Annotated in this window: 24 protein-coding genes and 1 riboswitch; of the genes, 12 read left to right on the top strand and 12 right to left on the bottom strand. The window is 44.6% G+C overall.

The window, feature by feature from the left end:
- Positions 1-117: 117 nt before the first annotated feature.
- From C1T21_RS03750 to C1T21_RS27215, 4 genes are all read right to left on the bottom strand, one after another.
- Positions 118-918, bottom strand: coding sequence for an ABC transporter permease (locus C1T21_RS03750; RefSeq protein ID WP_103047270.1), 801 nt, complete (start codon positions 916-918; stop codon positions 118-120).
- Positions 915-1,643, bottom strand: coding sequence for an ABC transporter ATP-binding protein (locus C1T21_RS03745; RefSeq protein WP_103047269.1), 729 nt, complete (start codon positions 1,641-1,643; stop codon positions 915-917). The genes C1T21_RS03750 and C1T21_RS03745 overlap by 4 nt, the downstream gene beginning before the upstream one ends.
- A 343-nt stretch (positions 1,644-1,986) precedes the next feature.
- Positions 1,987-4,062 (bottom strand): ribosomal protection-like ABC-F family protein, encoded by a 2,076-nt coding sequence (gene abc-f / locus C1T21_RS03740; RefSeq protein ID WP_103047268.1) that lies wholly within the window; start codon positions 4,060-4,062, stop codon positions 1,987-1,989.
- Between the two features lie 103 nt (positions 4,063-4,165).
- The gene (locus C1T21_RS27215; protein WP_016822706.1) at positions 4,166-4,309 is read right to left on the bottom strand and encodes an RAxF-45 family protein; all 144 of its coding nucleotides are present in this window, start codon (positions 4,307-4,309) and stop codon (positions 4,166-4,168) included.
- A gap of 269 nt (positions 4,310-4,578) precedes the next feature.
- Between C1T21_RS27215 and C1T21_RS03735 the strand changes: the two genes are divergently transcribed.
- The 7 genes from C1T21_RS03735 (at position 4,579) to C1T21_RS03705 (ending at position 10,823) form a co-directional block, all read left to right on the top strand.
- Entirely contained in the window at positions 4,579-6,012 is a 1,434-nt protein-coding gene (locus C1T21_RS03735) for a hypothetical protein (RefSeq protein ID WP_103047267.1), read from the top strand.
- Between the two features lie 89 nt (positions 6,013-6,101).
- Positions 6,102-6,800: an ABC transporter permease gene (locus C1T21_RS03730; protein ID WP_180984546.1), complete on the top strand. Its 699-nt coding sequence runs from the start codon at positions 6,102-6,104 to the stop codon at positions 6,798-6,800.
- 18 nt (positions 6,801-6,818) lie between these two features.
- Positions 6,819-7,607 (top strand): ABC transporter permease, encoded by a 789-nt coding sequence (locus C1T21_RS03725; RefSeq protein WP_180984545.1) that lies wholly within the window; start codon positions 6,819-6,821, stop codon positions 7,605-7,607.
- A gap of 15 nt (positions 7,608-7,622) precedes the next feature.
- Positions 7,623-8,597 (top strand): ABC transporter ATP-binding protein, encoded by a 975-nt coding sequence (locus C1T21_RS03720; RefSeq protein WP_103047264.1) that lies wholly within the window; start codon positions 7,623-7,625, stop codon positions 8,595-8,597.
- 12 nt (positions 8,598-8,609) lie between these two features.
- Positions 8,610-9,503, top strand: coding sequence for a radical SAM protein (locus C1T21_RS03715; RefSeq protein WP_103047263.1), 894 nt, complete (start codon positions 8,610-8,612; stop codon positions 9,501-9,503).
- A 47-nt stretch (positions 9,504-9,550) separates the two neighbouring features.
- Positions 9,551-10,015: a nucleoside-diphosphate kinase gene (locus tag C1T21_RS03710; RefSeq protein WP_103047262.1), complete on the top strand. Its 465-nt coding sequence runs from the start codon at positions 9,551-9,553 to the stop codon at positions 10,013-10,015.
- Between the two features lie 25 nt (positions 10,016-10,040).
- The gene (locus C1T21_RS03705) at positions 10,041-10,823 is read left to right on the top strand and encodes a Cof-type HAD-IIB family hydrolase (protein ID WP_180984544.1); all 783 of its coding nucleotides are present in this window, start codon (positions 10,041-10,043) and stop codon (positions 10,821-10,823) included.
- Positions 10,824-10,963: 140 nt separating this feature from the next.
- Here C1T21_RS03705 and C1T21_RS03700 read toward each other — a convergent pair whose 3' ends face one another.
- The 6 genes from C1T21_RS03700 to C1T21_RS03675 form a co-directional block, all read right to left on the bottom strand.
- Positions 10,964-12,142, bottom strand: a complete 1,179-nt coding sequence (locus tag C1T21_RS03700; RefSeq protein ID WP_103047260.1) for an MFS transporter — start codon at positions 12,140-12,142, stop codon at positions 10,964-10,966.
- Positions 12,143-12,211: 69 nt separating this feature from the next.
- Positions 12,212-12,311, bottom strand: a riboswitch (purine riboswitch).
- Between the two features lie 57 nt (positions 12,312-12,368).
- Positions 12,369-13,328, bottom strand: coding sequence for an acetylxylan esterase (locus C1T21_RS03695; RefSeq protein ID WP_103047259.1), 960 nt, complete (start codon positions 13,326-13,328; stop codon positions 12,369-12,371).
- A 19-nt stretch (positions 13,329-13,347) separates the two neighbouring features.
- Complete coding sequence (locus tag C1T21_RS03690; protein WP_103047258.1) at positions 13,348-14,397, bottom strand: glycoside hydrolase family 130 protein; 1,050 nt, start codon at positions 14,395-14,397, stop codon at positions 13,348-13,350.
- A 61-nt stretch (positions 14,398-14,458) separates the two neighbouring features.
- A complete protein-coding gene (locus tag C1T21_RS03685) occupies positions 14,459-15,292 on the bottom strand; it encodes a carbohydrate ABC transporter permease (RefSeq protein WP_025721962.1) in 834 nt (277 codons plus the stop codon).
- A gap of 2 nt (positions 15,293-15,294) precedes the next feature.
- Positions 15,295-16,179 (bottom strand): carbohydrate ABC transporter permease, encoded by an 885-nt coding sequence (locus tag C1T21_RS03680; RefSeq protein ID WP_103047257.1) that lies wholly within the window; start codon positions 16,177-16,179, stop codon positions 15,295-15,297.
- Positions 16,180-16,246: 67 nt separating this feature from the next.
- On the bottom strand, positions 16,247-17,569 hold the full coding sequence (locus C1T21_RS03675; RefSeq protein ID WP_103047256.1) for an ABC transporter substrate-binding protein: 1,323 nt from the start codon (positions 17,567-17,569) through the stop codon (positions 16,247-16,249).
- Positions 17,570-17,804: 235 nt separating this feature from the next.
- On the opposite strand from C1T21_RS03675, the gene C1T21_RS03670 reads away from it, so the two are divergent.
- The 3 genes from C1T21_RS03670 to C1T21_RS03660 all read left to right on the top strand — a co-directional run bounded on the left by C1T21_RS03670 (position 17,805) and on the right by C1T21_RS03660 (position 21,436).
- Positions 17,805-18,980, top strand: coding sequence for an AGE family epimerase/isomerase (locus tag C1T21_RS03670; RefSeq protein WP_103047255.1), 1,176 nt, complete (start codon positions 17,805-17,807; stop codon positions 18,978-18,980).
- Entirely contained in the window at positions 18,977-20,176 is a 1,200-nt protein-coding gene (locus C1T21_RS03665) for a glycoside hydrolase family 130 protein (RefSeq protein WP_103047254.1), read from the top strand. The genes C1T21_RS03670 and C1T21_RS03665 overlap by 4 nt, the downstream gene beginning before the upstream one ends.
- A gap of 246 nt (positions 20,177-20,422) precedes the next feature.
- Positions 20,423-21,436, top strand: a complete 1,014-nt coding sequence (locus tag C1T21_RS03660) for a substrate-binding domain-containing protein (protein ID WP_180984543.1) — start codon at positions 20,423-20,425, stop codon at positions 21,434-21,436.
- Positions 21,437-21,594: 158 nt separating this feature from the next.
- On the opposite strand, the gene C1T21_RS03655 is transcribed toward C1T21_RS03660, so the two are convergent.
- Together C1T21_RS03655 and C1T21_RS03650 are read right to left on the bottom strand one after the other, a co-directional pair.
- Positions 21,595-21,807 carry a cold-shock protein gene (locus C1T21_RS03655; protein WP_025721956.1) on the bottom strand — a complete coding sequence of 71 codons (213 nt, stop codon included), beginning with the start codon at positions 21,805-21,807 and terminating at the stop codon, positions 21,595-21,597.
- Between the two features lie 119 nt (positions 21,808-21,926).
- Positions 21,927-22,442 (bottom strand): DUF2179 domain-containing protein, encoded by a 516-nt coding sequence (locus C1T21_RS03650; RefSeq protein WP_023990890.1) that lies wholly within the window; start codon positions 22,440-22,442, stop codon positions 21,927-21,929.
- A gap of 156 nt (positions 22,443-22,598) precedes the next feature.
- Here C1T21_RS03650 and C1T21_RS03645 point away from each other — a divergent pair, with 156 nt between their 5' ends.
- Both C1T21_RS03645 and C1T21_RS03640 read left to right on the top strand, forming a co-directional pair.
- Complete coding sequence (locus C1T21_RS03645) at positions 22,599-22,775, top strand: CsbD family protein (RefSeq protein WP_068939077.1); 177 nt, start codon at positions 22,599-22,601, stop codon at positions 22,773-22,775.
- Between the two features lie 255 nt (positions 22,776-23,030).
- A complete protein-coding gene (locus tag C1T21_RS03640; RefSeq protein WP_103047252.1) occupies positions 23,031-24,074 on the top strand; it encodes a stalk domain-containing protein in 1,044 nt (347 codons plus the stop codon).
- The last annotated feature ends 60 nt before the right edge of the window (positions 24,075-24,134 follow it).

The raw sequence follows: 24,134 nt of genomic DNA, 5'->3' as shown, positions 1-24,134 counted from the left end.
ACAATAGCTACAACAATCTGATATCAGGAGGAACCCATGCTAAAAAAGATCCAACTGACCCTCAAACGGTCGGTTGGATCTTTCTTTTACTTTTATGATGTTCAGGCTACGGATGCCCTAATACAGATAATCATCAGTCACAAAACGGCGGTATGCGCCCCAAGTAAACAAGATAAGATATAGACTAACAACGGTGATAATCGCCCCATTCACAGACGAATTCCCCATTAAGGATCTATCTAATCCTGTATGCTGCATATATGGAATAATCATAAATGCGATCACATTGTATAGGTATGGGATATGAGAAACAAAAGAGGCCAATTTTAAATATAATGAATCAAACAACAGAGAGCCCAGATTGTATACCATACAAACACCGATGGCATACGTTACACTTTTGCTATACATAGCAACGAAACAATAGAAGGAGCATATTGCTAATAATGAGGCAAGCGCCCAACCATAGTATTTAAGCATCTGCAGTCCTTGAGATCCGGACAACCCCGCATCACTTACATCATATGAAAGAGTCCATACTTCAACGATCACCTGCGAAGATACTGCAAATACAATGAGAAGAAACAAAATAGTAGCATTTAAAACCAGCAGCTTACTCCAGAAAATCTGCCCGCGGGTAAATCGGCGCATAAATAACAACCGCAGTTGCCCGCTTCGAAATTCCTCTGTGTATACAGCAGCAGCTAAAGCAGCCACAGCTATGTTGCATACTAAAAACAAATTCTCACGCAGGCCAGTAACGACAAAGTTTAAGGATAATACCTCAACAGGAACCTTCATCATGCGCAAAAAATATACTCCTGTCGAACAGGCTAGCAGCGGCGTACATAACACCATGAGCCAGAACCACTTTCGTCTCCATAATCGCTCGAACTCGCTGTATATTAATGATTTCATAGTCCCATCAATCCCATAAAAGCATCCTCTAGCCGTTGACCGTCCTCTACTAGTTGATCAGCAGGTCCCTGCCAAACTAGCCTGCCCTCTTTGATGACCATGAGTTCGTCACACATCTGTTGCAGTTCATCCAACAGATGACTGGAGATAAAAAAGGCGTAATTCGCTGAATCACGTAGCTGAAGCACAATATCTCTCAGCTCCCGCATTCCCATAGGATCAAGCCCATTGGACGGTTCATCCAGCAATAAGAGCTCCGGAGCACCCAGCATGGACTGCGCAATACCTAGCCTTTGCTTCATTCCCAGCGAATAGGTTTTCACCTTGTCATCCCCCCGTGTTTCCAGCCTCACCTTTGTAAGCAAATCTTCAATATGTGTCTCCCGATCTGAGGGCGCAATCTCAAAGTGTAACCGTGACAAATTGCGCAAAACCTGCCTGCCTGTCATATAATCAAAAAAGACCGGAGATTCAATAACAGCCCCCACCTCGGACAGCGCCTTTTCCCGATCCGTCTGTACATCATATGAAGCTATCTTTACAGAACCGCTGGTTGGCTGCATTAATCCGGTCATGATTCGCATCATTGTGGTTTTACCAGCCCCATTAGGTCCGATGAATCCATATATCTTCCCTTTCTGAAGCTTAAAGGAAACACAGTCTAACAAATACCTTTTCCCCATTCTTTTCGTTACCTGACTGACCTCCAGTAAGGAGTCCGACATACTATTCCCTCCATCCATAACAAATCACAACATAGTTCCAACGCGTGCATTTGATATGTAAGATCATGATGGATAACATAAACTTCATTTAACAATGAAGAATATTATTTATTCAATTTAAAAAGTATCATATGTTGCGAAATGCAAACAACTTTCTTTATATGTAAAATATAATAACAATAATACATCAATACCATTTATCTTAATTAATGGTCATTAATTTTTGTGATGATATCTTTGTCTTTACACTGCAAAAAAGGTAGCCCTTCAGTAAACGTTCTACCTCAGGGCTACCCTCTATATAAAATAAACTGTTTTCTATCCAGTAACTACTAGCCTACACCTACTCCAGCTCAACCCACTCGCCGAGCAACATGTCCAGCTCGGCTTGCAGCCGCTCACGCGCATCCCACAGCTCCACCATGTGGATCGTGTCGTCGCTTGTGCCGAGCAGCTCCAGCTCGGCATCCGCCGCCGCCAATTCTGCTTCTTTGGCGGCGATGGCCCGCTCCAACCGCTCGCTGGATGCAGCGGGCGTGCGTGATGGCTTCGCGGCCTTCGTTTCGCGTGCCCCAGACCCGGCAGCGGGCGAGCCCAAGCGACCTGAGCGTGCACGGCTCGCATCGGCTTCCGTAGTCGCTCCCGTATGCGCAGCCGCTCCCGTGCCATTGCTCGCTGCACTGGAATGTACAGCTGTGCCCGAGTCAGAGCCGCCACCCGATGCGGCTCTGCTTGCAGATGTCGGGCGTGTCCCGGTATCCCCCTCGCTCTGTAGACGAGCGTTTTCCAGCTCCCGCTTCTTCGCTCGGTACTCATCAAAGCTGCCCAGATAAAAGGTCAGCTTTCCAGCCTCCAGCTCCCACACGCGCCCTGCCAGCTTATTCACAAAATAGCGGTCATGGGAAATCGCCAGCACCGTTCCCGTGTAGGTGTCTAACGCTTCCTCCAGCGCCTCGCGTGAGTCAATGTCCAGATGGTTCGTCGGCTCATCCAGCACCAACAAATTTGGCTTTTTCATGACCAGCAACGCCAGCCGCAAGCGGGACCATTCGCCACCGGACAGCATGCTCACGGGCTTAAACACATCGGCACCGTAAAATAAATACTTCGCTAGCAACCCGCGTGCCTCGCCTTCTTCCACCCCTGCTTCCTCCTTGAAGTAAGCGAGCACAGTCGCCCGGCTATTCCGTTCTCTCTCTTGCTGCGCCAGATATCCGTACTCCACGCGTGCACCCCACTGTACCGTGCCTGCATCCGCGCTTTCCTGACCAAGCAGCAGCTTGAGCAGCGTCGTTTTGCCTGAGCCGTTATCACCCAGCAAGGCCACCTTTTCGCCGAATTCCAGACTACCCGTTGCCCCGTTTAATATCTGGCGCTCTCCATAGGCTTTAACAATTTCTTCAAACTGCAGCACCCGGCGACCGGAACGATCCTCCAGCTTTAAGTGAAATTCCGCCCCCTGCGGGTCCAATACAGGCCGCTTAACCAGCTCCATGCGCTCCAACGCCTTACGAATGGAGGCTGCTTTTTTGAAAAACTTTTCGTTGTCGCCATTGCGCCCCCACTCTTCAAAGCGCCGAATGGCCTCTTTCATCTTTTTGATTCGCTTTTGCTGTTCCTTATAATCTTCAAATTGCAGTAGCAATCGTTCTTCCTTTTCCTTAACATAGCCGCTGTAGTTCGTATAATACGTAAACGCCTCGCCATCCTCGAGCTCAATCATTTTAACGGCGACCCGATCCAGAAAATAACGATCATGAGATACAACCACACACGCACCTGTGTAGCCCTGCAAAAATTGCTCCAGCCATTCCAGCCCTTTCAAATCCAGATGGTTGGTCGGCTCATCCAGCAGCAACAAATCTGGCCGTCCGATGAGCTGTGATGCCAGCGCTATTTTTGTTTTCTCTCCACCCGACAGCGAGCCGAAGCTGCGCGTATACATGCCTTTGGGAATACGCAGCCCATCCGCTACCTGGTCAATGTTTGCAGCCATTTGATAGCCGCCGTTGCGTTCAAACCGTTCCTGCAAGGTAGCATACGATTGCAGCAGCTTCTCCAGATGACCCGCATCCGCTACCACAACCGGATCTGACATTTCCCGTTCCAGTGTGCTCATCTGATTGCGGCAATCCTTTAGCTCACGATAGGCGTAAGCCAGCGTTTCGTACACGGTGAAGCTCTCAAACTCCGCCGGAATTTGCGGTAAATAGCCGATTTTCGTATCCTTGGCAATGACGAGCTGCCCTTCATCTGGGCGGGACAAACGTGCGATTAGGCGTAATAGGGTGGTTTTACCGCTTCCGTTGCGGCCGATGAGCCCCACCTTTTCTCCTATATGAATATCAAACGATGCACCATCCAAAATCAGATTGGCAGCGTGGTATTTTTTCAATTGTTGACCGTTTATTATATACATGTTCAGGCTCTCCTTTATTTAGGAAGACCCTTACCCGGGTAACACAAAAAGAGCCGCAGGAGCAACCCCGCGACTCTTCGGAAGATACAGCAATCCGTTCGAGTTAAGGTAGGCGTCTTCTCGCGATGTTTACAACCGTATGATTAAAATTGGACAGACTTCTCCCGTTGTATGGAAAAGCATGAACAATGCCAGCCATAGCAATCGGCAGCTGGCTAATACGGTTGTTCAGCATCTCGTGATTCACCTACCTCACCTCCTTCTTCATAATTGTGTGTAGTATAACATGTTTGCTCGTATTATAAAAGAGGGCTATTTAAGATGGGCCACTCCAGTTCCTTAAAAGCTACATTACTCAAAGTGAAAATATATAAAATATAATTATTTTTTGAAATATATGTCTAATTTACACATGAATTTCATCCTAATTAGTAGGGTAGTTTAGAATTCCCAACCCATATAAAATAGTGATATAACTATCAAGACACTAATATATTCACCAAAATGGAGGATCTTATGGACGAGTTAAGATTATTACACGAACTTATTCAGAGTGTACACAAAAATGATAACGCTGTCACTGACTTCGAGCAGTTACTACCAGCTATTCAAAAGCATAAGCTACAACCCTATTTTCGAAAATTAATAGATAAGGAAATTCCACAGCTCGAAAATCAGATACAATCAATAACTGACTACTATAATATATCCATTGGATTCTTAGAAGAACTGCAGCAATATTCGAAACAACCCTTAATAATTATCAAAGGACTAGCTAATTACCACCTAACAAATGGGAGAATCCTACTAAGAGGTACGTCAGATATAGACTTGGTATCCAGTAACCCACACGCGCTTAAAGAAGAGTTACTTTCCCAGGGCTTTCATGAAACGAAGGCTGAGACAGGCCATGAACTTTCCGAATTAAAAAAAGAGAATATTTTGATTGATCTGCACAAATTTGTTCCAGTGGTGTCTTATCCCACAGATATTAATGGTATCTCTCCTGATACTATAATGACCACTACAGAAGGCATGTCTTTCAGCGGAGAGATCACATATGATGACCTTGTCCTTAATTCTGTTCAACTGTTTAAGCATGTGCTCATCCCTAATGTAAATATGTCTTTAATTATACTGTGCTCATCTATGTTCAGAGATTATATAACAAGGGTTGATGTGATACCTCACTTCAAGCTGGTTGACTTGGTTGAAGTATATTTACTTTTACAGGAGCCTACCTTTCACGCAGAAACATTCTTAAGGCTTTCCTCCAAATTTCATGCTTCTCATGCTGTAGAATTTGTGAATACATTACTTCAAAAGGTCTATCAGATAGGAATTCCCGATGTAAATACAACGGTTAAGCATTTCCCACAGATCCTTTTTTGGAATCTTCACAGTTGGGTTATACCTAAGCCAATGACTTCCATCATTTTTGACTCCAAATTTGAAAGCGCTTTAATTAATTTAGGGGCTCAGCCTCTAGTATTGCCAAATAATCGTACACTGTATTTAGATTTACAAAAAGACATTGAACCCTTAACCCCTGTACATTTTCTATCAAAAAACGGTAATCACATCCCCTCTGTACATGTATCTATTACGTGGAATGACAAGATGCATATACGGGCAGAATTACGAGATGTTGAACAAATTCATGACAAAGATATTATAAACTTTAATTTTGGAACTGCTAAAATCACCGTATTAGGCAATATCAAAAATATTGAAAAGTTTGGTGGAACAAGCAAACAAGTTAACTTGAATTATCATACAACTAGTAGAACTTTATCAACCGAGTTCTTCCTCGCACCCGATGAACTAGGACATTACCTTTTAGAGGATAGTAAACTGGGACTCAATCTATACATTGAAAAGCATGAGCAAGGAAACGAGGTGAACTGTATAATTCCATTGATTGTTATGAAGAAAGAGGTGGGATTTTGAGCCTTTATCTAAAATTCTTCGAATTATCGTTCAGAGAAAAGTATGCTTACAAGTTCAATTTCTTTACTTCTATGTTAGCGGGATTCATTATGATTTTTATTCAAATCAGTGTATGGATTGCACTTTTCAAAGAATCCTCTGCAGGATCGGCTGCAACACTTGGTCAGATGATTATATACGTGCTTATTTCATCATTTATTTTTAATATCACGCGCTCCGAAGCCGGAACTAAAATTGGTGAGAAAATTGATAAGGGAACCATTATAACCGACTTTACCAAGCCAATCCACTTCAGAAATTATATGTTTGCGGAAGATGCAGGTAACAACATGTTTCAGGTACTTTTTATCTTTTTCCCATCGTTCTTGTTCTTTTCTTTTTTTTATAGACTACAAATCAGCATAACTCCTCTTAACTTCATGCTATTTATAGTCAGTCTTGTATTTGCCGTCCTAATTTCGTTTTTCATTAAATTCATCATTGGTCTATTTGCATTTTGGTTAGAAACTTCATGGTATTTTCCGTTTATAGTAGGTGCAATTTTTGAACTTTTTTCCGGTTCCACAATTCCTATTTGGTACTATCCTGACTGGTTAGTTCAGATTTGCAGTTATTTACCGCTGCGGTTTATCTTTTTTGAACCTATTTCCATATTTTTAGGAAAATACACTTTGACACAAACCTTACTATTGCTATTAACCCAATTGTTTTGGGTATGTATTCTTTTTTGTATTGAAAGATTCGTATGGAATAAAGTTCAAAAAAGGGTGATCGTACATGGAGGGTAGATCATGCGTTATATTTCCTTGTATTTTGAATTTATTAAGATTCAAATTCTCGGCATTCTCCAGTATAAAAAGGCTTTTACACTTGGATTGATTGCCCAGTTGTCTTCTTATGGAGCAGAGTTTTTTCTTCTCTGGATCATCATTGATAGATTTAATGAGATTAATGGCTGGAGTTCGTATGAAGTTCTGCTGTTATATGCTCTGAATCTATGCTCCTACGCTCTGGCTAGCTTCTTTTTATCGAGTCCAAGTTCCAGGCTTTCCATAATGATCAAAGACGGTACCTTTGATGAAGTACTGACCAAGCCGCTAAACAGTTTCATGTATCTCGTTTGCAGAGAATTTAATTCTGGCTATGTCAGTCATTTGCTGTTATCCATCGCCGCTATGTCCATATCCCTGCTCAATCTGCATATTTCAATGTCCTTAATCCATATTCTCTTCTTTATTGTTGTTATTCTGAGCGGGGCTTTAATCCAGGGGGCAGCTTTGTTATTAACCGCTATTCCTTCATTTTGGGTGGTCGAGAACAGCAGTTTGAAGGACGTATTATTTTTTCAGGTCAAAAATTTCATTAGATATCCCCTTTCAATTTATCCAACATTCATTCAAATTTTGCTGACCTTTATTCTTCCGTATGCTTTCATTAATTTTTATCCATCCCAGTTTTTTTTAAACAAACAGGATTTTTTGATTTTTCATCCCTTATTTCAATTTTTATCACCGGTATTCGGCATCATCCTCTTTGCAATCGCTTATGTTCTCTGGTTAGTGGGAATTAATAACTATAAAAGTACTGGGTCTTAGAATGGGGGAGTAGGCATGAAAAACATCATTGAAGTCAATGGTGTTTCCAAAGAATTCAAAGTTTATGAGAGACAGAAAGGATTTTATAAATCTATACAGTCTTTGTTTCAAAATAAATATACGGTTAGAAGAGCTGTGAATGATATCTCCTTCAATATTCAAAAAGGAGAAATCGTAGGGTATATCGGGGCCAATGGAGCCGGAAAATCTACAACAATTAAAATGCTGTCAGGTATCCTGGTACCCTCATCCGGCGTGGTAACCGTAGATGGGAGAGTTCCTTATGAAAACCGGAAAGAAAATGCCAAACAAATCGGTGTTGTATTTGGACAAAGATCTCAACTCTACTGGAATCTTCCGATGGAAGAGACATTTGATCTTTATAAAAAAATTTACAGAATCCCTGATCTTGAATTCAAATATAATGTCAACTTTTATATTGAGTTGTTGGAAATGGGGTCTTTCTTACGGTCACCCGTCAGACAGCTTAGTTTAGGACAACGTATGAGAGCTGAGCTTGTAGTAGCCTTGCTACACAATCCGGCCATTCTCTATTTGGATGAGCCTACCATTGGTCTGGATGTTGTAGTTAAACAGAAGATAAGAGCCTTTATTAGAAAAATTAATAAAGAAAAACAAATCACAGTCATTTTAACAACACATGACATGGATGATATTGAGCAAATTTGCAACCGAATTATTACTATTCATCATGGTGAAATTGTCTATGACGGCCCTATTAATCATTTTAAAAACCAATATAGCTTAGGACACCAAGTTATTGTTGAATTTGCAGGAGACGATGTAGTGATAGACGATCCTCGCCTACGTATTCTGGAGAAACATAAAAATAAAATGATTATTGGCTTTAACAAAGATGTGATTAAAGTAGCTGAAGTTCTTCATATCATAGCAGCAAATCACGAAATCATAGATTTGGAACTTAAAGAGCCGGCAATTGCGGATGCCGTCGGTTACTTCTATAAATAGGAGGTTCAATTCATGAATATGATAAGTCGAAGCATTCAATTAAGCGGTGGTAATAAGTGCTTTGTCCGATGTCCTGGCTGCTATAATTACTTCAGCAACACAGATTACGCTACCAATGATCTGTTAAATTTTTTATCGCAATTCAAAGGAGAGACTAATATATCCAAGGTAACCATGGCAGGTGGAGATCCATTAGCTAGAGAAGATATGCCTTTTATTCTTCAATCATTAAAAGACATGGGATTTCGCATCAATCTGGATACGGTAGGTCTTCCTCTAATTAAAGATGCCATTATTGGAAGAAATACATTGGTTAAAAAAATTTCTGCTGAGGAAATCATTCAAGCTGTCGAGATCATCGGCATCCCACTTGATGGTTCAACTGACGAAATTATAAGTACTTTTAGGCGAGGCTTGAGAGTAGATAATATCATAGAGATTTTAGAGGTACTCAGTCTCAAGCAAGCGAATATCTGTATCAATACTGTGGTACATAAACAAAACTACAACGACATTATCCACATTTATGATTATTTAAAAAAATTTGAAGCCATAATTAAATGGCAACTGTTCCAGTACATGCCTATTGGTCCAGGCGGATTTAAAAACAAACATAGATTCGAGATAGCTGATGATCAGTTCAACAAGCTTAAGAAAACAATCGACTCACTTCACAAAGGCCCCCTAAATATTCAGTTCAAATCCAGGTTAAATAGAAAAAATCAATACTTACTCATTGACGGCGAAGGAGTCATCTGGATTCCAAAACAAAATAGAATTGGTGCATGGTTAAATGATGACGAAAATAATGACAGAATCTTACTTGGTCATATTAGCGAGAAAAATATCGTTAATAACGTCCTAAAGTTAATAAGCAATTATGAAATAGTTGAAACCATGCAATAATCTGAATCATATTTCATATCATCTAAACATAGAAAGAAGGATACTGTATGCGAGGATTTATTCTTTTGAAACCTGAAGCTGTGCAGAGAAATCTAATTGGGAGAATTCTATGCTACATTGAGGACAAAGGGCTTAAAGTAGTCGCCTTAAAAATCCTGACTGCTACCAGAGACCAAATTGAAAATCTTTATCAAGAGCATATCAATTCACCACATTATCAGACTTTAATTAATTGTTGCTTGGATGGTCCAGCTGTTGCAATTGCAGTAGAGTCACCTTTAGGTATTGATTCTGCAAGTTTACTTAAAGATATACAGGGCAAACCCGATCTGGGTGGGAGCATCCGCTACTACTTCTCTTCCCACCCATCAAGAGGTATCCTCCACTGCTCTTCGTCTGGTGAAGGGATACGCGAATCACTCCTTTTTTTCTCTGAGCCAGAAATAATCAAGTACAATAAGGCGTTGGATGATTGGTTGATTGCAAGACAAACTGAGAAATCACACATGTAACCATTTAGACTAAAGGGGGATGATTGTGAGTATAAAAATAGTCTTTTTGGATGTAGATGGGACTGTCGTAGATAACGAAACAGAACAAGTGCCTGAGTCCACCATCCGAAGCGTGCACATGCTGCAACAAAAAGGAATTCATATTGTCCTGGCATCGGGACGATCCTATTTTTTTGCCAAAGCGGTTGGAGATCTGCTAGGTGTCCGGAACTTCATTAACTTCAGTGGGGCCTATATCCGGCTGGATACGTTAGAAATTTATAAAGATCCCATTTCCACAATCGACTTCACTAATTTAATGAAGCTATGTAAAACCAATGAGGATCATTTATCCTGTTTTGGAATTGAGGAGAGTTACTCCAATGGATTGGCTCCAGAAATAGCCCTGCCTATTTTAAAAAATATCGACTGCCAATCCATCCCCGATATGTTTCCCGAGAAAGAAGTGGAGTATATAGGAATGTGCTTATTTCTGAATCAGGGCAAGATCCAAGAGTATCAGAACATTTCGGAGCATCTACAGTTCTACCAATGGGGAGCTAATCTTCCCCATGCTTACAACATCGAGAAAAAAGGAAACAGTAAAGCAACCGCTGTCCACAAAATTTTGGAGCATTACAGAATCACGCCAGAAGAGGCTATGGCATTTGGAGATAGTGGGAACGATGTGGAGATGCTGCAGACGGTTGGTATCGGAATAGCTATGGGAAATGCAACGGAACGTTTAAAAGAAATTGCCAACTTCGTAACAAAATCGGTGGAAAATGACGGGATTGAGTATGCTCTTCAGAAGTTTAAGCTATTATAGCAATAAGCTGAGTTTAAAAGTTACCTAATACAGAATAAATACAGTACAAAAAAGTCGTAGGATTGTCGCTGCGACTTTTTTGTACTGTAAGTTTTCCCTCGAATAAGGTAGATGCTTTCTCGAAGTCCACCTGTATCAAACTATGAAACAGAGTGGTGTCCTCTGACAGCCTGCGAAGTCCCGGCTCTGGTAATCGAAAATACGCCGCAGACAAAAGCAACAATCACAAATGCCCCACCCACCCAAGCGTTCGTGGCAACAGATTCACTATGCTCAATCACTACTCCTCCCAAGGCAGAACCGAGAGCGATCCCGACCTGGAGCGCGGAGAAATTAAAGCTTTGCTGAATACTACCCGATTCGGGTGCATTTTCAATAAGATAACTTTGCATCGGGGGCGACAAGGCCCAACTCAGTATGCCCCAGATGATCAGCAGTGGCGCAAATACATAAATCGAGTGGATTGAGAATGGCAGCAAGAACATCACGGCGATAAACACGCCTACGACGACTAGAATACTTTTCGCTGTGCCGAACCGATCTGCCAAAGAGCCGCCAATAAATCCGCCGCTCACTGCCGCCAGCCCAAAGACAAAATAGGCCACACTAATCCACGAAGCGTTTAAGCCCATCATATTTTCTAAAAATGGAGTGAAATACGCATATAACGTGTAATGGCCCGCCAGTGTCAGCGTGGTCACCAGATGAGCACTGATGACTTTAACATTTTTTAAGGATTTCAACTGATCGCGCATAGGCACAACATGTTCGGTCGGAATCCGCTCCATAAACAAGTTGATAACGATCATAGCAACGACCGTCAACAAGGCAATGATCAGGAAAAGCACCCGCCAGCCAAACGCATTTCCAATCAACACCCCGGCTGGAATACCTAGAACGATGGAGGAGCTAACTCCCATGGAGATGACACCAAGGACACGGGCCTGATAAGCCTTGGACACCACTTTGACTGCAATGGTCAGTGACAATGTCACGATCAGCGACCCGCTTGCAGCGGTAATGATACGGGATACAAACAAGACAGCATAATTCGGACTCCAGAAGGCCAGCAGACTTCCCAGAATAAAGATAAACATCGACCACAGGTACAGTCGTTTTCGTTCAATTTTGGCGGTCAACGCCAACAAAGTTGGCCCAGCAATAGCATACACAAGCGCATAGATCATGATAAGCTGTCCTGCCGTGCTTACGGAGACATTCAAATCCTGTGCAATTTGGGGCAGCACGCCACCGATGATCAGCTCCACCAGCCCCACCGTAAAGGTCGCAATCGTTAAAATAACTACTTTGAAGTTCATTACATTAGCTCCTTTGCTGTCATGTAAATTCCCTCGTATTACGCAAAAAAATCCTGACCACAAGAAATGTACAAGACGTACACTTTTTGTAATCAGGATTTATCGGTTCCTGGTAGAGACCCTCAAACCATATTATTGAGGTTATACAAATGGGGCATTCATTTATTACGCATTCACGAAGGTTATAGCTATTACTATAAAGGAGCCTGTGGCTAAGTTCAACCCCCTAAAGCCGCAAAAATTCGCTCATAGCACGATCCGACAGATAGGGTAGATACTCATGGCCGTATTCGTGATACAGGAGTATTTCCTTGTCTGATACAATTTTATTGTACACCGCAAACTGCGTGGAGGGTGGACAGATGATGTCCGACAGCCCTGTCACAAACAACACACGACCACGAATACGATCTGCCAAATGTTGAATATCGATGTAGCCTAGTCGGTGAAAGAGCTCCTCCTCGCGCAGATGGTTCGGATCAAACCAACGAAAATAATAAACCAGTTCTTCATATGCAGATGTAGTGGCATCCAGCATCCAGGCTCTTTTATAGTCCGACAGAAACGGATATACCGGAACTGCCATACGGACACGTGGCTCCAATGCAGCGCAGGCAACCGTCAAGGCCCCTCCCTGGGAGCAGCCAAATGCGCCGATCCGTTCAGGGTCGACCTGCTCCATAGACATCAGAATGCGCACCGTCTGGACGGTATCCAAAAATACATTGCGGTAATACAACCGATCCGGGTCCGGGTCGTCAATCCCGCGGATGATATGGCCGCGTACCGTCGTTCCTTGAACCTGCAAATTGTCCTCGGACAGCCCTCCTTGCCCCCGGCAATCCATAGCCAGCACGGTGAATCCGTGTGCCGCATAGCTTACCTTGTCGAACCAGTCGCCACTGTCGCAGGAATATCCATGAAACATGGCCAAAGCTGGCCCTTGTTCCGCAAGGTGCTTGGGACGAGCCAGCTTCCCATGAACCTTTGCTCCGCCCACTCCAGTAAAATATAGATGGTAGCACTCTACTAGCGGAGAGACAAAATTAGCAGGCTCTAGTGTATATTCCAGTGGCCGCTGCTCCAGCTCCAGTAGCGCCCGTTCCCAGTATGCGTCAAAATCCGGCGGCTTTGGGCTGCTCCCCATGTACGACTGCAATTGCTGTAAACACATATCCTCCGGCATTCACGTTCCCTCCTACATGCTACATCCGGCCCGACTCACGGTCGTCTCCGACCACTTCATCCGTTGCGATGACATACCTCATAATGTCGGACACTGTCGTGTATGCGATACCAACATACGTGTCAGCAGCTCCATAATAAATCGCAATCCGCCCGGTGTCCGCATCATGCAGCGTAGCACACGGGAACACCACATTCGGCACAAAACCCCGTTCTTCGTACCATTCCTCCGGGGTCAGCACGAAATTCGAGGAACGATATTTAACTTTAGACGGATCATCCAGGTCAAGAACGGCTACGCCCATACTGTATACCAGCCCATTGCACGTGCCTGTCACCCCGTGGTAGAACATCAGCCAGCCCTCTGTCGTCTCAATCGGAGCCGGTCCGCCGCCAATCTTTACCGATTGCCACCAGCCCTGTCCGCCCTTGCTCATGACATGACGGTGCTTGCCCCAATAGACCAAGTCAGGACTTTCACTCAGAAAAATGTCGCCAAATGGTGTATGTCCGCTGTCGCTCGGACGGGATAGCAACATAAAGTTTCCGTTTAGCTTGCGGGGCAACAGCACACCATTACGATTAAACGGCAGGAACGGATTTTCCAATCGTACAAAGCTTTTAAAATCCTTCGTTTGTGCTATCCCCAATGCTGCACCGTAAAAATCTGTACACCAGATGATATAATACGTGTCCTCCACGCGAACCAGACGCGGATCGTAGGCATAATTTGGCTGATAATCTTTCCCTTCCTCATCAACCAAATGCAAACGTTCTGTCTCAATGTCCCAAGCCAACCCGTCGTCACTCCAGCCTAGATGCAAATGCGGACGTCCATTAATCGTTTCAGCCCGGAATATCCCTACAAACCGTCCCTCATACGGAGCTACTGCACTATTGAAAATACGGGCAATGCCCGGCACCGGATTCCGCCCAATGACCGGATTCTCACTATGTCTCCATACCGGAGCCTCACTGCCTTCAGGCTTATCCTGCCACGGCATTTCCGGCAGACTTTCTCCCACAATTCGTACGCTGTTTACTCCCAAATCCACATTCAATTTATTCATACGTATATTCTCCTCTCACCGAGATACTTGATTTCATCGTTTTTTTGATTTCGCCATTGTTCTATTTCACCGAACCCTGCGCGAAACCGTTATAGATATATTTTTGTAATGATAAAAACGCAATCAGCGTCGGAATAATGGCAATGATAATGCCCGCGCTAATGACTTCCCATTGAGATCCATATGGTCCTTTAAACTTGAACAGCGCCGTCGATATGACCTGAAGGCTTGTTTTGGGCATATACAGGAACGGGGTGTAAAAGTCGTTGTAAATATTAACGCCCTTGATAATGATCACCGTCACAATGGCAGGCTTCAGCAGAGGCAAGATAATGCGCCAGTAGATCGTCAGATAGGAGGCCCCATCCAGCATGGCCGATTCATCCAGCGCCACCGCGATGGAATCCAGAAACTGCAGAAAAATATACACCGCAATAATATCCGTTCCCAAATACAGCAAGATCGCCGCCCAAGGCGTGTTAAACAGCTCCAGCTTATTGATTATTTGGAATGTCGACACCTGTGTCGTCACCCCCGGAATGAGCGTGGCGAGCAAGAACGCACCCAGCATGAGACTTTTGCCCTTAAATTTAAAACGGTTCAAAATATACGCGATCATGGAACCGGTCAACGTAGCTCCGATGATCGAAATCAACAGGATAAAAGCTGTGTTCACAAATCCGGTCAGCATATTTCCGTTGATAAAGGCTTTGGTATAGTTAGCCCAATTCAGCCAGTTCACAGGGGGAGTCAGAGGACTGGTTGCCGCATATTCAGCCTTCGTCTTCAAAGATGCAAACAAAATGACGACAATCGGCAGCAGTGCAATGAACGCACCTAGTAGAAGCGCGGCATACTTGATGCTGCTACCCAGTATTCTTTTCAGCTTATACATGATTAGTCCTCCTCTCCCCGAATTAGCAACCGTTGAAGCAGCGTAACAGCAATCACGATCAGCAGCAGAACAACCGCCATCGCTGAGGCCAAACCGACCTTGCTGTATTTGAATGCCACATCAAGCGTCTGAATGACGAATGTTTCACTGCCGTTGGAGCCACCGGTCATAATATACGGGATGTCGAACGCACTGATCGCCCCACTAATCGCCAAGATGAGATTCAACTGCAAAATCCGCTTGATACTCGGCAAAATAATAGAGCGGAACTGATGCCAGCGGTTAGCCCCGTCCATATCAGACGCTTCATACAGATCACTGGATATGGAGGAAATCGCACCGAGAAACACGATAAAGTTAAAGCCCATATATCTCCAGATCGACGTGCCAGCCAGCGAAATATTGATAATCTCCGGGTTACCCAGCCACAGCTTGATATACGAACCCAACCCCACTGCCTGAAGCAGTGTATCAAGGGTACCGTCTGGCTTAAAAAAGAATAGAAAAATAAAACCAATAGCTACACCGTTCATCAGGGAAGGAAAAAACAAAACGCCTTTAAAGAAATTTTTAAACCAGGTTTGAAAGCTGAGAATGGTTGCAAAATAAAGGGCCAGCCCCATCTGTACAAACGTGGCGACAAAGTAATACAGACTGACCTTAAACACCGAGAAATACTCGGGGTCGGTAAAGATTTTGATATAGTTTTCAAAGCCCACATATTCCAGACGCTTACTATAACCGTTCCAGTCCGAAAAGCTGTACTTAAACATATTGATCACTGGCAAGTACGCAAAAGTGATCAGCAGCGCTAGCGGAATAATTGAAAAGGCAACAATAATCGCCAATCTTTGTTTGGAGTAGCTGAGATTCGAAAATTTTAACATGCTGCACCTCCTGGCTATCCGTTCATCAACTGCTACGTCGATCCTTTCTTTTCGTCAGTTCAGATGGCTATTTTGCTTCCTTTGCAGCCACTTCAGCACGCGCCTTCACCCATGCGTCGTTCAGATCCTTCATAATGGTGTCATACGATTCCGGGCGGTTACCGACCGCTGCCTCAATAATGCGTTTTTTGAAGTCAGGCTGCCACAAGCCGATTTCTCCCTTTTTGTCGATTTTATCGACAATCCCTTCCTGTCCTTTTGGAGATGGAGTAAGCGTTTCAAAAACGACTCCCTGATCTTCGTATTGCTTCAAAATGCTAGGCATTGGGGCACCCTTCAGCGGACTAATACTACCTGCCTGCTCTACGGCATAGTTGGACTTTTCGGTAAACCAATCCACCCAGGCCCGGGCCGCCGGTTTATTTTCACTGTTTACATTAATACCGAGGTTAAAATCACCTGCCAGCGGCACAAGTACCTTGGAGGCATTCGTCGGGAAAGGCATAAAACCGATATCATCCTTGTTAGGAGCTGTGCTTTTGATCTGGTCAATTGCCCAAGAGCCAAGCACCATCGTACCGATTTTGCCTTGAGCAAGATCCGCCTTGGAGGTCTCCCAATCCGTAGTCGTTGGATCTTTTTCAATCAGGCCTTTTTTAGCTGCATCGTACAGGACCTTATACAGTTCATAGTGGGGCTGGCCCTTCGTGAAATTGTTATCTGTATTCGGTTGTGTGACATTCACGTATTCCTTTGTACCCGCCAATGTTGCCAAACTAGACTCCCACTGGGTCAGTGCCCAACCAGAGGCATAGTTCGTAAACAGCGGCACTGCCTTGGTTTTGTCCTTAATCTGCTGTAACGCTGTCAGGAATTGGTCCGGTGTTTTAGGAAGCTGCGTGATTCCTGCGTCCTTGAACACCTTTTTGTTATAAATCACACCAGAGTAAACCATCGCAATCGGAATACCGTAGCTGTTATGATCCACCGTACGTTCTTCAAGGCCGGCATACTTGTTTTTCATCTCCTCATAAGTACCCAGCGGCTCGAAAAAATTGGGCAGCTCTTCAACTGGAATACTGCCAGGAATCAGCAAAACATCCCCGTAATCCCTGGTCCCCATCCGAATTTTAATTTGACCATCATAATCGGCCAATGCCTGGAAATTGACCTTCACGTTCGGATAAAGCTTGTTAAATTCCTTAGCGTAGTCCTGAAATACCGTATCCACAATATCTGTCCGCTGTGTGATAACCGTAATTTCACCTTCCACATCCTTTGGATCAGAGCTGGCAGCTGGTGTATCCGATGCTTTTGGAGTACAGCCTGCAAACAAACCTGCTACTAGTAGTACTGACAACAATGGCATCAAAACTTTAGACAACTTCATGAAACGACCCCTCCCATTCTTTTAAACAAGGTTATCGTTAAGCTAACAAAAGTTATTTTATTATGGTAACGCTTACTATGTCAATTGCATTATTTTTTTGTACAGTACACTAGGCTATTATCTTATAAACAAACACAAGACGAGAATAGTTGACAGTTTACAGACACCTAGATATGATACTTCTGTAAAGTTAACGATAACTTAATAATTTATTTTCCGAAGGAGGCTTTGTCTCTTGGAAACACTACTGGACGAAATTAGACAGGAATGGAAGGAACACATACTCCCGTTCTGGCTTGGACTGAAGGATGAGACACACGGTGGGTTTTACGGCGAGGTGGATGTGGATCTGCACACTCATAACCAAGCCAATAAAGGCGGGATTGCCACTGCACGGCTACTCTGGTCATTCTCGGCGGCTACCCGTGTAACAGGGGAAGATACCTATGCAGAAGCCGCACGACATGCATTCACATTCCTGCGAGATCACCTGCTTGATCCATTACATGGAGGAATGTACTGGATGGTGGACTACACCGGGCAACCCGTGGACACGTGCAAGCATGTATACGCGCAGGCATTTGCGATCTATGCGATAGCAGAGTATGCACGTGCCACGGACGACCCGAATGCATTACCACTAGCTATGGAACTGTTCCACCTGCTGGAGCAAAAAGGATATGATCGCACCCGACAGGCATACGGCGAACAATATGACCGCTTGTGGAACACGCAGCCTAATGAGCTACTCAGCGAAAATGGAGTTACAGCGCATATCACCATGAATACGCATATTCATGTTTTGGAGGCGTATACCCAATTGCTGCGCGTCTGGCCAAATGAAGAGGTTCGAGATGCGCTGACGAACGTACTGGACATTTTATATCATCGTGTTTATGATGCTTCTGCCCGACGATTGGGGGTATTCTTCGATCGTGAATGGCGCTCTCTGCTTGACCTGACCTCATATGGTCACGACATCGAAGCCAGCTGGTTGATTGAGGACGCTATGAGTGCGCTGGGTTATTACCCGTCAGAATACGTGAATATGGTGATGGATATTGCCAATGCGATAGCAGAGCGCGCTGTTCAGCCAGACGGATCGCTCATCAATGAGCGCGAAGGAGAGCGGGTAGATACCTCACGTATCTGGTGGGTACAGGCCGAGGGAATGGTTGGTTTTTACAATGCGTTTCAACGTACAAAAGACGAACGTTTTTTGCAAATTGTGAAAAATCTATGGTCCTATACCCGGCAATATATCATCGATCCGCGCCCCGGAGGCGAATGGTTCTGGTCAGTTCAAGCGGATGGTAAGCCTGATGCGAGAGAGATTGCAGGACCCTGGAAGTGCCCTTATCACAACAGCCGATTTTGCATAGAAATGCTAGAAAGGATGGAAAACCAATGATCCATAGCAAATATAATGAGCTGCGGTTGCAGCAAGAGGAACTGATTACACGCCCCAATGAGATTAAAACTACCTTTTATAATGGTATCTACGAACGCTACCTCTACCCAGTGCTCACACGCCATCATGTTCCACTTCACTGGCGGTTTGATCTGGATGCGCAAACCAATCCCTTTTTCATGGAGCGGCTGGGTGTAAATGCAACATTGAATCCAGGGGCGATCTATCATGAAGGAAAATACATTCTTGTTTCGCGCACCGAGGGACTGGATCGAAAGTCATTTTTTGCTTTGGCAGAGAGCGATAACGGCATTGATCAATTTCGGTTCATTGACGCTCCCCTAGTATGGGAGGATATCGACCCGGAAGAAACAAATATGTACGATATGCGACTGGTAAAGCATGAGGACGGCTGGATTTACGGTATTTATTGCTCAGAGAAAAAAGACCCTGACGCGCCACCTCACGATACCTCCAGTGCTGTCGCTCAGGCCGGACTGGTCCGTACTCGTGATCTTCGTACATGGACCCGGCTTCCCAACATCACTACCCAGTCCCCACAGCAGCGCAACGTTGTCCTGCACCCTGAATTTGTGGACGGTCAATATGCCTTCTATACTCGTCCCCAGGACGGTTTTATTTCCACCGGCTCGGGCGGTGGCATCGCCTTCGGCCTGTGCAAAGATATTACACAGCCCGTGATTGAACACGAAACCGTCATTGATGAGCGCTGTTATCATACGGTGTACGAAGCCAAGAACGGACAGGGGCCTGCCCCGATCAAAACCAGTCGCGGCTGGATTCATATCGCTCACGGGGTACGCAATACGGCCGCCGGGCTGCGGTATGTGCTGTATACCTTTGCCACCAGTCTGGAAGACCCTACGCGCGTCATCGCCAAGCCCGGCGGGCACTTTCTGGCTCCTTATGATGAGGAACGCGTGGGCGACGTTTCGAATGTTATTTTCTGCAATGGAGCAGTTGTTAACGAACAAGATGAAGTCTTTATTTACTACGCATCCAGTGACACCCGTATTCACGTAGCGACAACTACCATCGCTCGACTGGAGGACTACACCTTCAATACACCATCCGATCCCTTGCGCTCTCTCAGTAGCGCCGCTGTTCGTCGTGAGCTGATTCATCACAATGAAGCGCTATTGCAAGCACACTCCCGTCCTTCCCAGCGGACATAAGCCGCAGGCTTTATCCTGCTTGCGGAACCATGTATACTATCCATAGAACAACTGTTACCCGCAGGCTAATAGTTGTTCTATGGGCAGCCATGCTGCCAGTCTTTGTATCTTTACAGGACCGCTTTGCTGCTATGTCTTTGTATCTTTAAAGGCGGCTAAGCTACTGATATATTCCCCAGTATTTTGCATCCATTCTCTGGATTAGGCAAAATGCTTATCTTTTTAAAATTGGAAGGCGGAACAGGAATGAAGAGCAACGTTACGATGCGGGATATTGCAGATAAGCTGGGAGTAAGCAGCGTGACCGTGTCGAAGGCGCTCAATGACAAGGATGGGGTTAGCGAGGAGCTAAAAGAGCGTATTAAGACGCTCGCGGGCGAAATGGGTTATCGTTTCAATACCGTTGCCAAGTCCATGAAGGAGGGCCTCACCTATAACATAGGTGTTGTCATCCCTGAACGTTTTACCGGCCCCGGCCAATCGTTTTATCTGCACATCTACCAGCAAATTTCACGGGCACTGGAGCCATATGGCTACTACGGTATCCTTCACATCCTCCATCGCGAAGACGAAGAACAGCTTAATCTGCCACGTATCTATTACGACCGCAAGGTGGACGGCTTCATTCTCCTGGGCCAAGTGAGCAAGCCATATATTGAGCTTGTACAAACCATGGACCTGCCCAAAATGTTTCTCGATTTTTATGATGAGCATGCCGATATCGACTCCGTGGTGACGGATAATTTTTACGGAGCCTACGAGCTGACCAACTATTTGATCGCCCAGGGACACCGGGATATTGCATATGTGGGCAATCTCTATTCCACCAGTAGTATTCAGGATCGTTTCCTCGGCTACTATAAATCCTTGCTGGAGCACAGGTTGCCTCTCCGTAACGAGTGGGTGCTCAGTGACCGGGACGATGAAGGTACTTATGTTGAAATGGAGCTTCCTCAGCCGCTACCAACTGCCTTTGTATGTAACTGCGATCAGGTCGCTCACAACCTGGTGCATAAGCTCATTGGTCTGGGATACCGCGTACCTGAAGACTGCTCTGTGGTCGGCTTTGACAACGATGTATACGCCACTCTTATTGTTCCGCAACTGACCACAGTCGGAGTAGACATCGAGCAGATGGCACGTACCGCGATTGATTCGATGATGAAAAAAATAAGCCATCCCGGCAGCCGCTTTGGTCGAGTCCTGGTGCAGGGACATATTGTATATCGTGATTCCGTGCAGCCCATCCAGAGACCATGATCAATGCATATCTTACTTTGGGGAGAGGTCATCGCTATTCTCAATTTTCCACAACCAAAAGCCGCTCAGCATGTCGCTGGAGCGGCTTTTGACGTTCATAAATTCTGCAGTGTGATCATCGTACTCACATTCAATTGTAGATTTTGCAAAATCCTGGATTAGGAGCGCTGGGCGACAAAGGAATTGCCCGCCCGATTGAGAATCGGCAGCATCCGCATTTCTTGCCCCATCGAGGCTTGGCAAAATGGACAAGCTGGCTCGTTCAAAAAGGTGAAATCCGTTCGCATCCAACCGTTGCAACCCTCGTTTGTACACGACCAAATAGCCGTATTTTCCTCTGGAATGATTTCCGGGGCCTGGCGTCTGTACATCTATATCCCCCCTCGGTTTTTATAGGGTAATATCCCCTGTCGGCTTACTGTTAATTCCCACCTGTCCGGGTATTAATATGCTCTAACGTCCAAAAAATATGCGCAATTTACCAAAATGTTTATTTACGGATAGCCTTGGTCCAGAAACCGCCATGAAATTGCTTCGGCTCTACCGTAATGACAAAAGCCTTAGGATCCAGCTCCAGAATGGACTGATACAGCTTATTCTGGTTTTTCCGTTTAGCCAAAATTTCCATCACCAGGCGCTCTCCATCACGTCCACTGCCCAGCCAGGCTGTAACGCCGTATCCCTTGTCCCGCAGCGCATTGGCAATTCCTCCATTGATCTCATTACTGATCACCTTAACGGTGACATAACCAAGCGCTATTTTTTCCTCAATCCATGCTCCAATAAGAATGCCCAATGCATAGCCAATGGCGTAGACTGCAAGACTTGCCACTTGATCCAGATACTTAAGCACAACGTTCAGGCCCAACACATAGACCGTAACCTCCACGGTGCTAATGAGCGCAGCAATGTACTTCTGTCCTTTCAGCGTCAGAATCATGCGCAGTGTATACGCCGATACGTAAATAATTTGAATAACAAGAATAAACAATAAAATTTTGAGCATGCGCTCACTCCCCACTTCACGTTCTAATTTAACCCGTATCCAACATTATACCCCCGTCTGTGATATACAGCCTCTGGTTTCGTATTACCCTCGCTCGGGTAATGACTAACTACAGCAGGCTGAATGAAAGTTCGATCACATAAGGAGGGCTACAACATGAAGGATAACGGAATTAGCGATAAAATCAAAGGTAATGTGAACAAAGCCAAAGGTGAAATCAAGGACCAAATCGGGAACGCTACCGATAATAAGTCCCTTCAAGCCGAAGGTAAACTGGATAAGGCCAAAGGCCATCTTCAGGAAACAGCAGGCAAACTGAAGGACGGCAAATAATCCTGAATGGATAACCTCGACGCACTGTTTCACCAACAAGTCTCGCTGTCTTGTGCAGCGGGCTTGTTTTGTGTTGTTCGGATACTTTTGGAAAAACTTTTGCGCAAATAGGGCAACTTTTACGGTTGCTGTTGCGTCTAACCAATATAAGCACAACCCATAATGACTCTCCAAGCTGTTGGATTTTGTAGGCATTAATGTTACTCTAGTCTATGAACCAGGCTATAATTCTTAAATAAAGGGGTAGACCAACGAATGAAATCACTGAAATCTATCAAAAAACCTGTCATCATCACTGCCGTATCCGCCTTGGCCATATCCGGGGCTCTTTTCAGCCAATCCACATATGCCGCACAAGTGACTAAGCCGATCCAAGCAGTATATAACAATATTAAAATTATCTACAACGGAACCGAGGTTCCTGCTGATGCCAAAACAGAACCGTTCCTGCTGGATGGCGTAACGTATATCCCACTGAAGCTGGCAGGTACAGCTTTGGATAAAAAGGTAACATGGGATGGTACAAACAAACGCGTAGTCATTGCCGACAACGGCGTTCCGATTGATCAGTCTACAGTTACGGCGTTGAACAACCAGATTACGACGCTGACTCAAGAGCTCAACACAGCGAAAGCAGCAAACACGACGAAGGACGCTACCATTGCTCAATTGCAAAAAGACAACCAGACGCTAAAAGATGAAGCAAGCAAAAATAGCTCTAGCTCCTTGAAGGATCTTCAAAAGAAGCTGAACGATGATCACAGCGATGCCTATAGCACCAACTCTGATATCACGTTGGATGGTAACAAAAGTGATATTACAGTAACCATCGAAATGACAAAATCCAGATGGGATGATCTATCCGACAGCAGAAAGGAAAGCTACCTGGAAGACATCGTTGAAGATATTTTGAAAGAGTATAAAGATGCTGATATTGAAGGCACAGTGAAAAACTCCAGTAATAGAGATAAACTGGCGACCTTTACAACCAACAGCAGAGGCGATGTGACGATTAAAAAGGTAGCTTCTTCTCTGGATACAAGTACGATCCAACGTAACTTGTCCGATAGATATGGCACCTATAATGGGGTCGGCTTTGATTTCACCGTAAGAGGCGACAGCAGTGAAGCTATCGTCGAAGTTTATGTAAATTCGGATGACTGGAATAAAATGTCAAACAATCAAAAAAACAACCTGACAGACGGCGTTATTAATTATCTTAAAGACAGAGAGTCTGTATCCAAAGTCGTGGGATACGTACGCAATAAAGGAAACAGCAGCCAAATCATTACTTTTTAAGATTAATCTTTCAAAAAAAGCGACAAAGGCCATGAAGCCTTTGTCGTTTTTTTTGATGTA

The organism is Paenibacillus sp. F4 (assembly GCF_002894905.1).
Taxonomy (GTDB): Bacteria; Bacillota; Bacilli; order Paenibacillales; family Paenibacillaceae; genus Paenibacillus; species Paenibacillus polymyxa_B.
The sequence above is the reverse complement of the archived record's forward strand: the minus strand, read 5'-3'. Positions and strand labels throughout refer to the sequence as shown.

Excerpts from the sequence above, each read along its gene's own strand:
- C1T21_RS03700 (WP_103047260.1), bottom strand. The coding sequence starts at position 12,142 with ATGAACTTCAAAGTAGTTATTTTAACGATTGCGACCTTTACGGTGGGG.
- C1T21_RS03715 (WP_103047263.1), top strand. The coding sequence starts at position 8,610 with ATGAATATGATAAGTCGAAGCATTCAATTAAGCGGTGGTAATAAGTGC.
- C1T21_RS03750 (WP_103047270.1), bottom strand. The coding sequence starts at position 918 with ATGAAATCATTAATATACAGCGAGTTCGAGCGATTATGGAGACGAAAG.
- C1T21_RS03660 (WP_180984543.1), top strand. The coding sequence starts at position 20,423 with ATGAAGAGCAACGTTACGATGCGGGATATTGCAGATAAGCTGGGAGTA.
- C1T21_RS03745 (WP_103047269.1), bottom strand. The coding sequence starts at position 1,643 with ATGTCGGACTCCTTACTGGAGGTCAGTCAGGTAACGAAAAGAATGGGG.
- C1T21_RS03690 (WP_103047258.1), bottom strand. The coding sequence starts at position 14,397 with ATGAATAAATTGAATGTGGATTTGGGAGTAAACAGCGTACGAATTGTG.
- C1T21_RS03650 (WP_023990890.1), bottom strand. The coding sequence starts at position 22,442 with ATGCTCAAAATTTTATTGTTTATTCTTGTTATTCAAATTATTTACGTA.
- C1T21_RS03665 (WP_103047254.1), top strand. The coding sequence starts at position 18,977 with ATGATCCATAGCAAATATAATGAGCTGCGGTTGCAGCAAGAGGAACTG.
- C1T21_RS03685 (WP_025721962.1), bottom strand. The coding sequence starts at position 15,292 with ATGTATAAGCTGAAAAGAATACTGGGTAGCAGCATCAAGTATGCCGCG.
- C1T21_RS03640 (WP_103047252.1), top strand. The coding sequence starts at position 23,031 with ATGAAATCACTGAAATCTATCAAAAAACCTGTCATCATCACTGCCGTA.
- C1T21_RS03710 (WP_103047262.1), top strand. The coding sequence starts at position 9,551 with ATGCGAGGATTTATTCTTTTGAAACCTGAAGCTGTGCAGAGAAATCTA.
- C1T21_RS03680 (WP_103047257.1), bottom strand. The coding sequence starts at position 16,179 with ATGTTAAAATTTTCGAATCTCAGCTACTCCAAACAAAGATTGGCGATT.
- C1T21_RS03675 (WP_103047256.1), bottom strand. The coding sequence starts at position 17,569 with ATGAAGTTGTCTAAAGTTTTGATGCCATTGTTGTCAGTACTACTAGTA.
- abc-f (WP_103047268.1), bottom strand. The coding sequence starts at position 4,062 with ATGTATATAATAAACGGTCAACAATTGAAAAAATACCACGCTGCCAAT.
- C1T21_RS03720 (WP_103047264.1), top strand. The coding sequence starts at position 7,623 with ATGAAAAACATCATTGAAGTCAATGGTGTTTCCAAAGAATTCAAAGTT.
- C1T21_RS03730 (WP_180984546.1), top strand. The coding sequence starts at position 6,102 with ATGATTTTTATTCAAATCAGTGTATGGATTGCACTTTTCAAAGAATCC.
- C1T21_RS03735 (WP_103047267.1), top strand. The coding sequence starts at position 4,579 with ATGGACGAGTTAAGATTATTACACGAACTTATTCAGAGTGTACACAAA.
- C1T21_RS03695 (WP_103047259.1), bottom strand. The coding sequence starts at position 13,328 with ATGCCGGAGGATATGTGTTTACAGCAATTGCAGTCGTACATGGGGAGC.
- C1T21_RS03655 (WP_025721956.1), bottom strand. The coding sequence starts at position 21,807 with ATGTACAGACGCCAGGCCCCGGAAATCATTCCAGAGGAAAATACGGCT.
- C1T21_RS03645 (WP_068939077.1), top strand. The coding sequence starts at position 22,599 with ATGAAGGATAACGGAATTAGCGATAAAATCAAAGGTAATGTGAACAAA.